13 protein-coding genes, 2 pseudogenes and 1 riboswitch are annotated in these 14,812 nt (G+C 74.9%); of the genes and pseudogenes, 5 read left to right on the top strand and 10 right to left on the bottom strand.

The genetic code is table 11. The features are described from left to right. Positions 1–116: 116 nt before the first annotated feature. Positions 117–599, bottom strand: a complete 483-nt coding sequence (locus Cba03nite_RS22735) for a COG4315 family predicted lipoprotein (RefSeq protein WP_203749727.1) — start codon at positions 597–599, stop codon at positions 117–119. A gap of 281 nt (positions 600–880) precedes the next feature. Between Cba03nite_RS22735 and Cba03nite_RS40395 the strand changes: the two genes are divergently transcribed. The 4 genes from Cba03nite_RS40395 (at position 881) to Cba03nite_RS22715 (ending at position 5,381) form a co-directional block, all read left to right on the top strand. Continuing rightward, positions 881–3,388 (top strand): sensor histidine kinase, encoded by a 2,508-nt coding sequence (locus Cba03nite_RS40395; protein ID WP_203749724.1) that lies wholly within the window; start codon positions 881–883, stop codon positions 3,386–3,388. After that, positions 3,385–3,813 (top strand): roadblock/LC7 domain-containing protein, encoded by a 429-nt coding sequence (locus Cba03nite_RS22725; protein ID WP_203749722.1) that lies wholly within the window; start codon positions 3,385–3,387, stop codon positions 3,811–3,813. The genes Cba03nite_RS40395 and Cba03nite_RS22725 overlap by 4 nt, the downstream gene beginning before the upstream one ends. Beyond that, a complete protein-coding gene (locus tag Cba03nite_RS22720) occupies positions 3,810–4,781 on the top strand; it encodes a TAXI family TRAP transporter solute-binding subunit (protein WP_203749720.1) in 972 nt (323 codons plus the stop codon). The genes Cba03nite_RS22725 and Cba03nite_RS22720 overlap by 4 nt, the downstream gene beginning before the upstream one ends. A gap of 72 nt (positions 4,782–4,853) precedes the next feature. After that, entirely contained in the window at positions 4,854–5,381 is a 528-nt protein-coding gene (locus Cba03nite_RS22715) for a DUF6790 family protein (protein WP_203749717.1), read from the top strand. Here Cba03nite_RS22715 and Cba03nite_RS22710 read toward each other — a convergent pair. The 3 genes from Cba03nite_RS22710 to Cba03nite_RS22700 are packed head-to-tail and all read right to left on the bottom strand — an operon-like array spanning position 5,372 to position 6,674. Further along, positions 5,372–5,698, bottom strand: a complete 327-nt coding sequence (locus tag Cba03nite_RS22710; protein WP_203749803.1) for a hypothetical protein — start codon at positions 5,696–5,698, stop codon at positions 5,372–5,374. The genes Cba03nite_RS22715 and Cba03nite_RS22710 overlap by 10 nt on opposite strands. A gap of 8 nt (positions 5,699–5,706) precedes the next feature. Beyond that, positions 5,707–6,435: a CbtA family protein gene (locus tag Cba03nite_RS22705; protein ID WP_203749715.1), complete on the bottom strand. Its 729-nt coding sequence runs from the start codon at positions 6,433–6,435 to the stop codon at positions 5,707–5,709. An 11-nt stretch (positions 6,436–6,446) separates the two neighbouring features. Then, positions 6,447–6,674: a CbtB-domain containing protein gene (locus Cba03nite_RS22700; protein WP_203749713.1), complete on the bottom strand. Its 228-nt coding sequence runs from the start codon at positions 6,672–6,674 to the stop codon at positions 6,447–6,449. A gap of 30 nt (positions 6,675–6,704) precedes the next feature. Beyond that, positions 6,705–6,898: riboswitch (cobalamin riboswitch) on the bottom strand. Positions 6,899–6,980: 82 nt separating this feature from the next. On the opposite strand from Cba03nite_RS22700, the gene Cba03nite_RS22695 reads away from it, so the two are divergent. Continuing rightward, complete coding sequence (locus Cba03nite_RS22695) at positions 6,981–8,351, top strand: alpha/beta hydrolase domain-containing protein (protein ID WP_203749710.1); 1,371 nt, start codon at positions 6,981–6,983, stop codon at positions 8,349–8,351. Between the two features lie 48 nt (positions 8,352–8,399). On the opposite strand, the gene Cba03nite_RS22690 is transcribed toward Cba03nite_RS22695, so the two are convergent. The 6 genes and pseudogenes from Cba03nite_RS22690 to Cba03nite_RS22665 form a co-directional block, all read right to left on the bottom strand. Continuing rightward, positions 8,400–9,308 carry a sirohydrochlorin chelatase gene (locus Cba03nite_RS22690; RefSeq protein WP_203749708.1) on the bottom strand — a complete coding sequence of 303 codons (909 nt, stop codon included), beginning with the start codon at positions 9,306–9,308 and terminating at the stop codon, positions 8,400–8,402. A 218-nt stretch (positions 9,309–9,526) separates the two neighbouring features. Next, positions 9,527–10,111: pseudogene (locus tag Cba03nite_RS22685) on the bottom strand (precorrin-8X methylmutase); the annotation flags it as partial. 23 nt (positions 10,112–10,134) lie between these two features. Further along, positions 10,135–10,308, bottom strand: a pseudogene (locus Cba03nite_RS22680) (4Fe-4S binding protein); the annotation flags it as partial. Continuing rightward, positions 10,293–12,257, bottom strand: coding sequence for a precorrin-3B C(17)-methyltransferase (gene cobJ, locus Cba03nite_RS22675; RefSeq protein WP_275411612.1), 1,965 nt, complete (start codon positions 12,255–12,257; stop codon positions 10,293–10,295). The gene cobJ and the pseudogene Cba03nite_RS22680, both read right to left, overlap by 16 nt. After that, entirely contained in the window at positions 12,254–13,624 is a 1,371-nt protein-coding gene (cbiE, locus tag Cba03nite_RS22670; RefSeq protein ID WP_239125950.1) for a precorrin-6y C5,15-methyltransferase (decarboxylating) subunit CbiE, read from the bottom strand. Before cbiE ends, cobJ begins: the two co-directional genes overlap by 4 nt. Further along, positions 13,621–14,757, bottom strand: coding sequence for a cobalt-precorrin-5B (C(1))-methyltransferase (locus Cba03nite_RS22665; protein WP_203749797.1), 1,137 nt, complete (start codon positions 14,755–14,757; stop codon positions 13,621–13,623). The genes cbiE and Cba03nite_RS22665 overlap by 4 nt, the downstream gene beginning before the upstream one ends. Positions 14,758–14,812: the final 55 nt, after the last annotated feature.

The following is a 14,812-nucleotide window of genomic DNA, read 5'->3' as shown; positions in this document are numbered from 1 at the left end:
TCGCAGGCATATAGGCGAATTCGGGAAAGACTACCGACATCACGATGGGCCGGGCGCGTTACACGCCCGGCTCCGTCCAGGTTGGCCGGGATCTCACCGCAGCGGGCGGGGCCCGGTCACCACCAGCGCAGCGGGTCGCCGTCCGCGTCCAGCATGAACCAGGTGCCGTTCATGCCCTGGCCGTTGGCGTCCCCGACCTTGTCGTCGCGGAACCGGTAGAGCGGCTGGTTGAGGTAGGTCGTCTGCAGCTGCCCGTCCGGCCGGGAGTACGTCGCGAGCTGGAAGCCGTCCACGCCCTCCCCGTTGACCGCGTCGCCGGTCAGCGGCGGCCAGGTCGTGGCGCACTGGCCCAGGCAGCTGCTCTTGCCCTTGGTGTCGGCCGTGGACACGTACAGCGTGCGGCCCTCCTGGTCCACCAGCACCCGGCGGCCGCCGACGCTGCCCACCCGTACGGTGGTGCGGGCGACCGGCTTGGCGGCGGCCGAGGTGGCTGCCGCCGACGGCTTCGCGGCGGGCGGCTCCTCCTGACCGGAGCAGGCGCCGGCGGTGCCGGCGACGGTGAGCGCCGCGATGATCGAAGCGAGACGACGGACGAGCATGCTGCACCCCGTTGACAAATCCGACATATTGCCACGAGGGTAAGACGCCCGAGCGAATTCGCAGGTGAAACGCGCCATAACGACATCCGTTCGGGCGCATGGCTGAATGTCGTGAATGTTTCAGTTGAAACAACAACGACATAACCTAGGCCAGCCGGTAGGGCTGAACGTGCCATCCTGTGACACCGATGTGTCCATCCGTAGGACGTTTCGGGGGTTGCGGTGAAGGTTGTTGCCCATAACGCTCATGGGAGTCCAACCGACAGTCGGAGGCGCGACGCATGGCAGTCACCGGCGGCGGCGCACCGCCGTGGTCACCACAGTACGTTCGGGACAGCGACGTTCCGGCGGTTTCGGCCCGGCGCCGTGGCCGCCGATCCATCGGCTACCGGCTGCTGCTGCCCATCGGCGTGGCCACGCTGGGTCTCGGCGCGCTGGGTGGGCTGCAGACCTCGGCCGCGATGGAGGAGGCGGAGCAGGCCCGCGCCTCGGGCTCGATCGCCACGGCCCTGACCGCCACGGTGAAGCTCAACCACCAGCTGGAGCAGGAGATCGCCGAGACCGTGGCGCTGCGCCTGCGCGGCGGCAAGGCCGGTGAGGCGCTGCTCGTCGCGCAGCGGCGGCGCACCGACGACGCGGTGGCTCGTTTCCGGGCGGCGGCGCTGGCGGCGGCCGCCTCCGCGCCCGAGGTGCGGCCGATCCTCAACGAGGCCGAGTTCGTCCTGGTCGAGCTGCCGTACCTGCGCGACCGGGCGCAGTTCCCGCTGGTCGGCGCCAACACCGCCGAGACGTCGCCGGAGGCCGTCTACGACGACCTCACCCACACCATGTTCCTGGTCGGCGAGTCGCTGGGCGAGACGCCGAACGACGACTCGCTGAGCGCGTACGCCGAGGCGGTCGCGGCGCTCAACGCCGTCGAGCACCACGCCTCCGAGCAGCGCGGCCTGCTGCGAGCGGTGTTCAGCCGGGGCCGCTTCGAGCCCGGTGAGCTGGCCGAGCTGGCCGGGCTGCGCGGCGCCGAGCAGGAGCGGCTGCTGCAGTTCGAGCGGGTGGCCGGCGCGCAGACGCGCGCCCGCTACGGCGAGGTGGTGCGCGGCACCGACGTCGACCGCGCGAACGCGCTGCTGGCCGCCGCGCTGGCCGCCGACACCACCCCCGCCGCGCTGCGCGTCGACCCCGACACCTGGTACATCGCGCAGTCGAACGCGCTGCGCCGGCTCTACCTGTTCGAGCTTGAGGTCATCTCCTCGATGGAGCGGGAGTCGGCCCGGCAGCAGGCCGCCGCCCGGCGCGACGCGCTGCTCACCGGCGCGGGCACGGCGGGCGTCATCGTGCTGGCGCTGGCCGTGGCGGGGATCCTGGCCGTACGCACCAGCCGGGGCCTGCGCCGGCTGAGCCGGTCCGCGATGGACATCGCCGCCACCGAGCTGCCCGAGGCCATCGCCGGGGTCTCCGCCGCGCCCAACGTCGAGACGGTACGCCGCCTGGTGCGCGCCTCCCACGAGGTGGCCGACAAGGCGCTGGCCGGGCCGAAGGACGAGATCGGCGAGGTGGGCGCGGCCCTGGCCACGCTGCACGCGCAGGCGCTGCGGCTGGCCGCCGACCAGGCGATGCTGCGCCACGACATCTCCGCGATGTTCGTGAACCTGTCCCGCCGCGGCCAGACCCTGGTGCAGCGCCAGCTCCACCTGATCGACGAGTTCGAGCGGGGCGAGACCGACCCGCAGGCGCTCGCGAAGCTGTTCGCGCTGGACCACCTCGCCGCGCGCATGCGCCGCAACGAGGAGAACCTGCTGGTCCTCGCGGGCGGCGAGCCGGGCCGCCGGTTCGTGCACGCCGAGCTGCTGCTCGACGTGGTGCATGCGGCCGCCGCCGAGATCGACCAGTACGCCCGCGTGGAGACGAACTCCATCGCCGACCTGTCCGTGGTCGCGCACGCCGTCGGCGACGTGGTGCACCTGCTGGCCGAGCTGCTGGAGAACGCGACCGACTTCTCGCCGCCGAAGAGCCGCGTGCTGGTCTCCACCCGGCGCGGCGTGGACGGCCTGACCATCAGCATCTTCGACGCGGGCATCGGCATGCCGCCCGCGCAGCTCGACGAGATCAACGAGCGGCTGGCCCGGCCGTCCATGCTGACCAGTGACCTGGCCCGGACCATGGGTTTGCTGGTGGTGGCGCGGATCGCGGCCCGGCGCGGGATCAAGGTGCAGCTGCGCAGCAGCCCCGGCGGGGGTACCGTGGCCCTGGTGCTGCTGCCGACGGTGCTGCTCGCCCCGCCGCACAGCGCCGCCACCCGGTTCACCGTGCCGTCCGCGGGCGGCGCGATGCCGGACGGCGAGATCCTGCGCACCCGCCGGCACGGCTTCCGGGCCGCGGTGCTCAACCCCCCGGCCCCGATCCCCGCTCCCCCGTCCGCCGCGGCCCCGCCGACCGCCCTGATCCACTCCGCCGACTTCCCGCCCCCCGCCCTGCCCGCCGCCATCCCTGCGGCGGCCGGCGACGCGCCGACGCAGGCGATCCCTGCGATCCGGCAGGCACCGCCCCCGTCCACCGCCGAGATCCTGCCCTCGGGGCTGCCGCAGCGCCGTCCCGGGGAACCCACGCCGCCCGCTGACGAGCCCCCCTCCCCCTCTCATCCGACCGGACCGAACGGATCCGGCCTCCTGGACCCCGACGCGGTCCGGGTCCGGCTGTCCGGCCTGGCCGGGGGGATCGCGGCCGCTCACCGCGAACTCGCCCGCGAGCAACGCCTCTCAGCCCCGCCAGCTACGAAGGAAAGCACTCGATGACTCAGAACCCCGCGCAGGTCACCGGCGCCGAGGAGATCGGCGGCCTGGACTGGCTGCTGACCTCGTTCTCCCAGCGCATCGCCGACGTGACCTACGTGCTGGCCGTCTCCGTGGACGGCCTGACCATCGCGCACTCCGACGGTCTGCGCCAGGACCTCTCCGACCAGCTCGCGGCCATCACGAGCGGGATGGCCAGCCTCACCATCGGCGCGGCGCGCTGCCTCAGCAGCGGCCAGGTGCGCCAGACGGTGGTGGACATGGACGAGGGCGTACTGATGATCATGGCGGTACGCGACCGGGCGTTCCTCGCCGTCGTCGCCGCGCCCGGGTGCGACCTGGGCCAGATCGGATACGAGACCGCGCTGCTCGCCCACCGGGTCGCGTACGCCCTGGAACCGGAGGCACGGGCGGGCGGGCAGTGGTGACGCGCCGCCGGCTGGGCCTGCTGCTCTGCGCGCTGCTGCTGCCCGCGTTCGCCGCGTGCACGGAGGACCCGGCGGCGACGGCGCAGGCCTGGCACGGCGGCACCCTGACCATCGGCACCGGCCCCACCAACGGGGTGTTCAACCAGATCGGTGGCGGTTACGCCGACATCGTCAACCGCCACCTGGAGGGCTACGAGGCGCTCGCCCCGCCGACCAACGGCGCGGGCGAGAACCTGCTGCGCCTCGCGAGCGACGACGTGCAGGTCGCGTTCACCTTCGCCGACACGGCGGCCGACGCCGCCGCGGGCAGGGGCTCGTTCGAGGGCAAGCCGGTGAAGTTCAAGGCGCTGGCGCGCATCTTCAACGGCTACACCCACCTGGTGGTGCGCGCGAACTCCGGCATCACGTCGATCAAGCAGCTCAAGGGCAAGCGCGTGGCCACCGGCCCGCAGAACTCCGGCACCGAGCTGGTGGCGCTGCGGCTGCTGGGCGCGGCCGGGCTGGACGTCAAACGCGACATCACGCAGGTCTCGGCGTCGCTGTCGCAGATGGCCAACCTGATGCGGGCCGGTGACCTGGACGCCATGTTCTACGCGGCGGGCCTGCCCACCGTCGGCGTGCAGGCGCTGTTCGCGCAGTCGCCGGGCATGTTCACGCTGCTGCCCACCGAGGAGCTGTTCCTCACCATGGGCAAGGCGTACCCGGACATCTACGCCCCCGGCAAGATCCCGAAGGCGATGTACGGGCTCAGCGCCGACGTCACCGTGGTCGCCGTGCCGAACCTGATCGTGGTACGCGAGGACATGCCGGCCGACCTGGCGTTCCGGCTCACTCAGCTGATCTTCGACTACCAGTCGGAGCTGGCCGCGGTGCACCCCGAGGGTGACAACATCAGCCGGGACATCGCCGCGCTGGTCTCCCCCCTGCAACTGCACTCGGGCGCCGGCCGCTTCTACGGGGTGAGCTGAGCGCGAGATCATCCAGATGCCGGACAGACCCGGTGATCACGGCGTAGCGTCGGCATCACCGGGAGGTGCGCGATGCCGTTCTTCGTTGCCATCTGGTTCACCACCGTCGTCGGCTGGCTGATCCACGTCGCCGTGGACAAGCACCACCACCGGCGGACCAGGCACCGGGTCGTCGAGCTGGCACTGCTGTGGCTCATGGTCTGCGGGGCGGGCGTCTGGGGGGTGCTCGGCGGGCTCAGTCACATCGGACCGACCTCGGACCAGACCGCCGAGCAGATCGGCTACACCCAGTCCATGTTCCAGTGGGAGGTCGGCTGGGGCGATCTCGCGGTCGCCGTGCTGGCCATCGGCTGCGCCTGGCCGCGCCTGCGCGGCACCTGGCTGACCGCCGCCGTGGTCGCGCTGGCCATCTCGTTCTGGGGCGACGCCTGGGGCCACTTCAACCAGTGGGTGTTCCACGGCAACACCGCGCCCGCCAACGTCTACGCGCTGCCCTCGGACATCCTCATGCCGCTGCTGGCCATCATCCTGCTGGTGATGTACCGCCGCGGCGCCCCAGCAGCGGACGCCGCGGCGGTCCCGGTCCGGCCTCAGGCCTGACCGGGGGCCTCTATCACGTACGGCATCAGCGCCACCGGCAGCTCCGCGGCGCCGGGGCCGCCCGCGGCCGCCCAGGCGGCGACGTACTCCACCACCGTCTCGTCGAGCACCCCGCCCAGCCACACCGGGCGCCCGCCCGCCCGCCGCCCGCTCGGCCGCGGGTGCACCACCATCACGTTCGAGTGCTCGCACACGTCCAGGCACGTCGCGATGCGTACCCGCACGCCCGCCTTCTCCAGCTGCCGCAGCTGCCCGTCGTGGTCGGTGCCGGGATGCTTGCGGTCCGTGCCGCAGCAGCAGTCGCGGCACACGGTGATCCCGGCCTTCACGCGGCCGCCCGCGTCGCCACGGCGGCGTCCGCGGCCGTGGCGGCCCGCAGCCCCGCCAGCCCGAACCCGACGCCGAGCCCGGCCCACAGCACCGCCGAGGCCAGCAGCGACAGCACGCGGAAGCTCCACAGCAGGTCGGCCGGTGTGCCGATGGCGTCGCCGGAGGACGGCAGCAGGAACAGCAGCGCCAGCCCGAGCAGCACCACGCCCACCGGCGCCAGGTGCCGCACCGGCAGGAACGTGCCGCGCTGGGCCAGCCGCTGGGCCAGCAGCCCCGCCGCCGCCATCGTGGCCAGCCCGATCGCGATCGCGGCCAGCCAGGTCACGGTGCGGGCCTGCTGGGTCGCCTCGCTGCCCACGCCCGGCGGGTTGGTCGGGAACCGCAGGAAAGGCAGCAGGCTCACACCCAGGAACCCGGCCCCGGCCAGGCGCAGCGACCGGCCCCACGGGTCGGCGGCCGGGTCCCGGCGGTGCAGCACCGCGTAGACCAGGCCGAACAGCAGGCCGATCGCCATCCCGGTGAGGACCACCGAGACCAGCAGGCCGGCGTACTGGGTGTCGCGGCTGAACAGCTCCGCTCCGTGGCCCTCGCCGGCGGAGGCGTGCTCCAGCTCGATCGCCCGGTCGATGACCGGCTCGGCGAGCACCAGCGAGACCAGGGCGGAGGCGGCACCGGCGCACGCGCCGGCCAGCCCGCCCCGCCCCATCAGGGAGAGCAGGGACATGTCCGCCCCGCTCAGTGGCAGTTCGCGGCGAACAGGTGCCGCCCGTCGTGGGACAGCTCGTGCAGGTAGTTCGCGCTGCGGGAGAGCTCCCCGTACAGCGGGGACAGCAGCGCGCCCTGGTCCAGGAACACCGCGTACAGGATGAAGAGCGCCAGCGCGACCAGCAGACCGGCGATGAGCTGGTCCCGCAGCCGGGTCGCGGCCCCGGTCGCCTCGACAGGGGTGGACAACGCACCCATGACATACCTCCTTCTCGGGGTTCACCGCCCCGAACTGGACAACGACGGGTCAGTGTCCTGACTCCCGGGTGGTTGGCGTGTCGCGCGTGCCGCGCCTTCCAGCCGCATGGGCGGCCGTGGCTCGTTGCGGGGCGCTCCCCGGTCACAGTGGCGGGACCGTCCCGGATTCTCACCGGGTTCCTGCGCACCGTCGTCTGATGTGTACTTGTAGCAACCACCATGCCAGCGTCCTCGTGGGCGAGTCAAACCCCGGATCTGGTGATATCGCCGATGCGGGGCGGCCGGGCCCGCGGCCACCATGGCCGCATGACGAAGCATCCGCGCAGGCTGGGCACCGCCGTCACGCTCGCCCTCGCCGTGGCTCTGATCCCGTCCGGCAGCGGGTACGCCGAGGACGCGCGCACGCCGACCGCCGTGCCGACGGTGTCCGCGCCGATCCCGGGCGCCGTGCCCGGCGACCGGCTGTCCCCGGTGCTGGAGGAGACCTACCCGTTCTTCTCGACGCCCGACGACCTGGCCCGGCACGGCTACGTCGAGCAGGAGTTCTACCTGTCCGGGGTGGCCGACGGCTGGGACCAGCTCGGCGTGCAGGTCGCCACCGACGTGCCGTACCGGACCCGGATCATCGTGCGGCGGCCCGCGCACCGGCCCGCCTTCAACGGCACCGCCCTGGTCGAGTGGCAGAACGTGACCGCCGGCTACGACCTCGACGCGCTGTGGAACGGGGAGGCGATCATGCGGGCCGGGTACGCCTGGATCGGCGTCTCCGCGCAGCGCGTCGGCGTCGACCAGCTGCGGGCCTGGAGCCCCACCCGGTACGGCACGCTGGACGTCACCGGTGGCGGCGCCTACCGCGCCGACGAGCTGTCGTACGACATCTTCGCCCAGGCCGCGAAGGCGCTCGGCGGGCCCGGCTCGCCGCTGGACAGGCTGGACGTTCGCACCCTGCTCGCCGTCGGCGCGTCCCAGTCGGCGGCCCGGATGACCGTCTACTACCAGCACATCCTGCCCAGGGTCGAGCCGGTGTTCGACGGGTACGCGTTCATCGTCGGCAACGCCCCGACCCGCGTCGGCGACGAGCCGGTGTTCCAGGTGCTGTCCGAGACCGACGTACGCACACCGGTGCGCCCGTCCCCGGACACCGGCCGGTTCCGCCGCTGGGAGGTGGCCGGAGGGGCGCACTCCGGCTGGCGGGGGCAGGAGTACCGCAACCCGATCTCGGTCCGCGACCTCGGCGCCGCGCCCGTGTACGACTGCGCGCTGCCCCCGTTCAGCCGCGTCCCGGTGCACCACGCCACCGCCGCCGCGTACGACCACCTGGTCCGCTGGGTGCGTTTCGGCACCCCGCCGCCGGTCGCCGAGCCGCTGGTGTTCAACGCGGACGGCACGAAGGCGCGCGACGGCCTGGGCCTGGCCCTCGGCGGGATCCGCTACTCGCAGGTGACCGTGCCCACCGCGGTCGGCACCGGCGACAACGCCGGCCAGTCGTTCTGCTTCCTGTTCGGCTCCCACCAGCCTTTCGACGAGCCCACGCTGGACCGGCTGTACCCGACCCGCGGCGGCTATGTCGCCAAGGTCGTGCTCGCCGACCTGCGGAACGTCGGCGCGGGCTACCTGCTGCCCGCCGACGCCCACACCAACCTCCGCGAGGCGATCGCCTCGGGCGTCGGCCGCTGAGCCCCGGCGGACCCGGCCCCGCGCCCACGGGGCCGGGTCCGCCGGGTGCTAGCCGTGATGGTGTGGCGGGTGCCCGTCCGCGTGGTGATGGTGTGCGTGGCCGTGGTCGCCCGGGTGATGGTGCGGCGTCTGGGCCGCCCCGACCCGCTCCTCGAACCCGGGCAGCTTGACCCGGTACACGCACGAGTCGCAGTTCATCCGGATGTCGCCGGCCAGCGCCTCGTCGTAGCGCTCGATCACCAGGTCGGCGAGCTGGTCCGTGTCGCCGAGCACGGCCGCGCAGCGCACGGCCGCGTCCGGGTGCGTCCCCGCCCACGCGGCGGCCTGCTCGGCGACCCGGCGCGGCAGCACGCCGGTGAAGAGGAAGTAGGGCAGCACCACGATCCGGCGCGCGCCCAGCGCCGCGCAGCGGTCCAGGCCCGCGGGCACCCCGGGCGCGGCGAGCGAGACGAAGGCGTACTCCACCCCGGCCACCGCCGTCGTCTCGGCCAGCAGCCGGGCGGCCCGCGCCACCTCGGCGTTCGCGTCCGGATCGGTGGAACCCCGGCCGACCAGCAGCACCGTCGTCGCGCCGTCCGCCCCGGCCTCGGCCAGCCGCTCCCGCAGCAGCGCCAGGATCACCGGGTGCACGCCGAGCGGGCGGCCGTACGCCACCGCCAGCCCCGGATGCCGGTGCTGCTCGCGGGCCAGCGCGGCCGGGATGTCGCCCTTGGCGTGCCCGGCCGCGACCAGCATCAGCGGCACCGCCGCCAGCCTGCGGTGCCGGGCCGCGACCAGCCCGGCCACGGCCTCGCCCAGCGGCGGCGGGGACAGCTCGATGAACCCGCCGCCGACGGTCACCCCGCGCGGGGCCAGGCGCTTGCCGACCCGGTCGGTGAACGCGCGGAAGTCCTCCGCGCCGTCGGCGTCGGACGTGCCGTGCCCGGCGATGAGCAGCGCGGGCGGGGTGGTGGTCACGGTCTCTCCTCCTGGGGGTCTGCATCGTCCTGCTCGGCAACCTCGGGGTTGCCTCGGCAACACGTGGGTTGCCGCGGGTCAGTGCCTCGTCAGCCCGGCCCGGTTGCCGGGAACTGCGGCGCGGTGCCGCCTCCGGCCTGCGGTTTCGGGGAAACTGCTGGATGCGGCGACGTTGAGCGTGCAGTTTCCCCGCGACTGCGATCCGGCACGGGGTCGCCGTAAAGGAGCGCGTTGACGGCTGCGGCGGCCACGGCCGAGCCGCCGCGCGCGCTGACGTTGGACAGCTGGGGCAGGCCGGAGGCGCGCAGCGCCGCCTTCGACTCGGCCGCACCGACGTAGCCGACCGGCAGGCCGATCACCAGCGCCGGGACGACCCGCCCGGCGGCGGCCAGCCGCAGCAGCTCGAACAGGGCCGTGGGGGCGTTGCCGACCGCCCATACCGCACCCTCGGCGGACTCGGCCGCGGCCAGCCGCACCGCCGCCGCCGACCGGGTGACGCCCTGGTCTGCGGCCAGTTCCGCGGCCCGTGCCGAGGCGACCAGGCAGCGCGACGGGTAGCGGGTGATCCCCGCGCCGACCATGGTCACGTCCACCACCAGCGGCGCGCCCGCCGCCAGCGCGGCGGCCCCGGCGGCCAGCGCCGCCTCGTCCAGCACCAGGTCGGCCACCCAGCCCGGGTCGGCCGTGGTGTGCACGATCCGCTCCGCGACATCCCTGCTGTACGGCGGCAGGTCCGCGGTCGCCGCCTCGCGCCGCAGGATGCGGTACGACTCCGCCTCGATCGGGTGCACGGCGCGCCTCATCGCCGCTCCCGCGCGAGCAGCGTCACCGCGTCCACCGGGCACACCTCGACACACTCGCCGCAGCCCGTGCACAGGTCCGGGCGGGCGTACAGCGCCGCCGGGCCGTCGCCCGCCACCGGCCGGATCGCGTGCACCGGGCAGGTCAGCAGGCATGCGCCGCAGCCCTGGCAGCCGTCGAAGCTCACGACGGCATCCACGCGTACCCCCGCGGCGTCACCATGCGCCCCGCCACCGTGCGGGTCGTGCTCGCACCCACGATCACGACCGTGTTCATGTCCACCGCCGCCGGGTCGAACGCGGCCAGGGTGCTCAGCGCCACCCGCTCCCCCGGCCGGGTCGCCTCGCGGACCAGCCCCACCGGGGTGTCCGGCGGCCGGTGCGCGCCCAGGATCGCCAGCGCCGCGGGCAGCTGCCGGGTCCGCCGGGCGCTGCGCGGGTTGTAGAGGCACACCACCAGGTCCGCCTGCGCCGCCGCGGTCAGCCGCCGCTCGATCACCGGCCAGGGGGTGTGCAGGTCGGACAGCGAGAGGTACACGTGGTCGTGGCCGAGCGGGGCACCCAGCAGCGACGACGCGGCCAGGGCGGCGGTCACGCCCGGCACGGCGGTCACCGCGACGTCCGCCCCGGCGAACTCCAGCGCGGGCGACGCCATCGCGTACACGCCCGCGTCGCCGGAGCCGATCAGCGCCACCGCGTGCCCGGCCCGCGCCAGCTCCACGGCCGTGCGCGCCCGCTCCTCCTCGGCGCCCAGCCCCGAGTCCACCACCCGGGTGCCCGGCCGCAGCAGATGCCGGACCTGGTCCACGTACTGGTCGAGGCCGACCACCACCGACGCGGCCCGCAGCTGCTCGGTCGCCCGCGGCGTACGCAGATCCGCCGCGCCCGGACCCAGGCCGATCACCGCCAGCCGTCCCATCGGGACGAGCCGGGCCACCGCGACCGTCGCCATCGCCGACGCCGTCTTCGGCGCCACCAGCCGCGCGTCGCGGCCCCGGGCGCGGGCGCCCAGCAGCGCCGCCGCCTCGGCCACGCTCGGCGTGCCGACCGCCGCGCGCACCACCTCCGACGGGTTCGGCACCGGCACCCCCGCCAGCTCCGCCGCGGGATAGGTGAGCAGGGGCAGGCCGCGCCGCCGCGCGTACGCGAGCAGGCCCGCCTCGTCCGCCTTCACGTCCGCGGTGGCCACCGCGCACACCGACGCACCGGCCAGCCCCGCCGCGGCCAGCACCCGGTCGGCCAGCTCCGCGATCTCCTCCTCCGCCACGCCCCGGCTCGCCCCGACCCCCAGCACCAGCGACGGCGGATGCAGCACCAGCGGCCGGCCGGCTCCGTGCGCGGCGTCTCCGTCAGGTGATGCCGACGGCACGTGGCCGTCGGCGCGCCCGTCCCCGGCCGGCGCTTCGAGCACGGGCGCGGTGCGGTCGGTGACCAGCACGCGGCACACCGCGCCCGGATGGTCGCCGAGGTTGGGTGGCAGCGCGGGCAGCGGCCAGAGCTGGTCGGCGCGCCAGTCGACCGGCTCGCCGTCGAGCAGCGCCCGCGACACGGGCGCGAGCCGCGTCGGATCGGCCACCGCGAACCCGAGCGTGTCCAGGCCCGGGATGCCCGCCGCGTCCGTGCCGGTGGTCACCACCGGCTCCGCCCCCAGCACCGCCGAGATCCGCCCGGCCAGTGCGTTCGCCCCACCTGCATGCCCGCCGAGCAGCGCCACCGCCCACCGCCCCGCCTCATCCACACACACCACCCCGGGCTGCTCCCCCTTCCCCCGCCGCACACCCACCCTGCCGCCACCGCCGCCCACGTCGGGACCGGCGTCGGCGTCCGCGTCAGGTTCGGGGAAAGTGCAGCTTTCGAGGGCGTTGAGGCTGCAGTTTCGGTGAAACTGCGGCTCCGGCGCGGGGGCGGCACTCGGCGCGATGCGAGGTTCGGAGGCGGGTTGCGGGTCGGGGGTGAGGTGGGGGGCGAGGAGGCGGACGGTGGCGCCGGTGGCCAGGAAGGCGACGATCGCGTCGGACTCGGCCCAGGCGCGGGCGAGCTGGTCGCGGACCCGTCCCTGGTGGACGGTGCACTCGCCGGGCCAGGCGGCGGCGAGCCGGTCGGCGGCGGCGCGCCCGGCGGCGGTGGCCCAGATCAGCCCGATGGTCATGGCAGCTCCCCGGAGACGACGAAGACGGGATTGGTGGCGGCGAGCCGGTGCGTGCCGTCGGGCAGCGGGTTCAGCCGCGCGGCCTGCAGCTGCACGCCCTCGGCGCGGTACCCGGCGGCGCGTAGCAGGGTCAGCGCCGCGCCCGCCCGCTCGACGGCGGCGAGGGCGGTGACCAGGCGCGTGGGGCGGCGGTCGGCGCAGGCGGCGAGCACGGTCATGCCCCCGCCCCCGACGAACACGGCGTCCGGGTCGGGCAGCGCGGCCAGGCAGCCGGGTGCCGTCTCGGCGACCACGCGGATACCGATACCGGCCGCGTTCGCCCTGATCAGGGGCAGGGCGGCCGGGTCGCGCTCGATCGCGAGCACCGCCGCGCCGAACCGGGCGCACTCCACGGCGACCGAGCCGGACCCGGCGCCCACGTCCCAGACCAGGTCGCCGAGGCGCGGGCCGAGCCGGGCCAGGGCGTACGCGCGTACCTCCGCCTTGGTGATCATCGAGTCGCGGTGGGCGTACTCGGCCTCGGGCAGGGCCCACCCGCGCGGGCCCGGGCCCGGACCGGAGACCCAGCCCGGCCGGGTCCGCGCGTCGGGGCGGGCGGGGTCCAGCACGAGCACCACGTTCGGGTCGGCCCACTCGGCTCCGGCCGCTGCGGCGGCGGCAAGCGTGACCAGCCGTTCCTGCCGGGTGCCCAGCCGCTCGGCGACCACCAGGGTGCGGTCCCACCCGGCCAGCGCCGCGCCGAGAGCGGCGGGCCCGTTGCCGGGGGCGGTCAGCACCGCCACCTTCGGGTGGGCCCGGCACGCGTTGACGGCCCGCCGGAATCCGTCCGGCAGCCTCGATGATCCGTTTTTGTGGACGCCTGGCGTTGCTACAGCGACAGCAGGCGTCCACAAAAACGGATCATGGTCCGCACCGCCACGATCACCGCCTCCGGACACGGCGCCGCCGCAGGCGGAGTCGCGGCCGACGGAGTCCCCTGACGCGGCGTCGCCGCTGGCGGAGTCGCGGGCGCCTGGGTCGCGGCCGTGGGCTGAGACGACCAGGGCGTCGTCCCACGGTAGGCCGGCGCGGGCGAAGGCCGCCGCGACGCTCGACACCGCGGGCAGCACCACGGGCTCGACCCCGGCCCGGCGCAGCGCCGCGACGATGCCGAAGAAGCCGGGATCGCCGCTGGCCAGCACCACCGCCTCGCCCTCGTGCGCGGCGACGCGGGCCACCACCGGCGCGACCGGGCCCATGACCAGCGTCTCGGCACCCAGGTCCAGCCCGGACAGATGCCGGGCACCGCCCGCGACCAGGGTCGCGCTCGACAACGCCGCCGACGCGGCCGGGCCGAGCGCGCCGCCGTCGTGGCCGATCACCGTCACCCGGCGCATGAGACCCACTCCGGCCTGGTCGCGGCCACGACCGTACGCCCGGTGAAGTCCACCATCGCCACCTCGGCCTTGAGCACGCCCCCGCCGAACCGGGCCAGCACGTCCCGCACCCGGCCGCACAGCAGGTCCCCGGCGGTGCGCAGCAGACCCGCCGACTCCCACAGCTCGTACGCGTGCCGCGCCGTGTTCGCCGCGTCGACCTGCCCGGCCAGCTCGGGCGAGCCGCCGGCGGCGATCGTCACCCGGCCCAGCAGCGCGGTGTCCACGGCGGAGCGGGTGTAGTGCGTCATCAGCACCCCGGCGGCGAGTTTCGTCAGCTTGCCGGCCATGCCGACGAAGACCACCCCGGTCATGCCGTGCCCGGCGGCGGTGCGCAGCGCGGCCCCGGTGAAGTCGCCGACCTCGACGAAGCAGACCTCGGGCAGCTCCGGCAGCAGCGCCATCGCCCCCGCCTCGGTGCGCCCGCCGGTGCACAGCACGATCGTCTGCTCGCCCTGCGCCGCGGCGACCTGCACCGCCTGCATCACGCTGGCCCGCCAGGACGCGGTGGAGAACGGCCGGACGATGCCGGTGGTGCCCAGGATCGAGATCCCGCCGAGGATGCCCAGCCTGCGGTTCGTGGTCTTGCGGGCCATCCGCTCGCCGTCCGGCACCGAGATCACCACCTCCACGCCGCGCCCGCCGGCGGCCTCGGCGACCGCCTGCGTGATCATCTGGCGGGGCACGGGGTTGATGGCCGGGCCGCCGACGTCCAGGCCGAGGCCGGGCTTGGTGACGGTGCCGACGCCGGTGCCGCCGCGCAGCGATACGCCGGTGCCCTCGCACCAGCGCGCGGTGGCGGTCAGCCGGGCGCCGTGCGTCACGTCGGGGTCGTCCCCGGCGTCCTTGACCACCACGGCGGTCGCCGCGTCGCCGTCCATGCCGGACTCCGCGACCGCGAACGTCACCCGCCGCCCGGACGGCAGCGCCACCTCCACCCAGCGCGGCGGCACCCCGCCTGCCAGCAGTTCCACCGCTGCCTTCGCCGCCGCCGAGGCACAGGTCCCCGTGGTCCAGCCGGTCCGCAGCGCCTTGGGCCGATCCTTCGCGGTCCGCGGCAGGTCGGGCTCCCGCAGCACAGGCATATCCGGCCCCGACTCCACCGCAGATCCCGGCAGGTCCGGCTCCCGCAGCTCGGGC

The organism is Catellatospora bangladeshensis (genome assembly GCF_016862575.1).
Classification (GTDB): domain Bacteria; phylum Actinomycetota; class Actinomycetes; order Mycobacteriales; family Micromonosporaceae; genus Catellatospora; species Catellatospora bangladeshensis.
The sequence above is the reverse complement of the archived record's forward strand: the minus strand, read 5'-3'. Positions and strand labels throughout refer to the sequence as shown.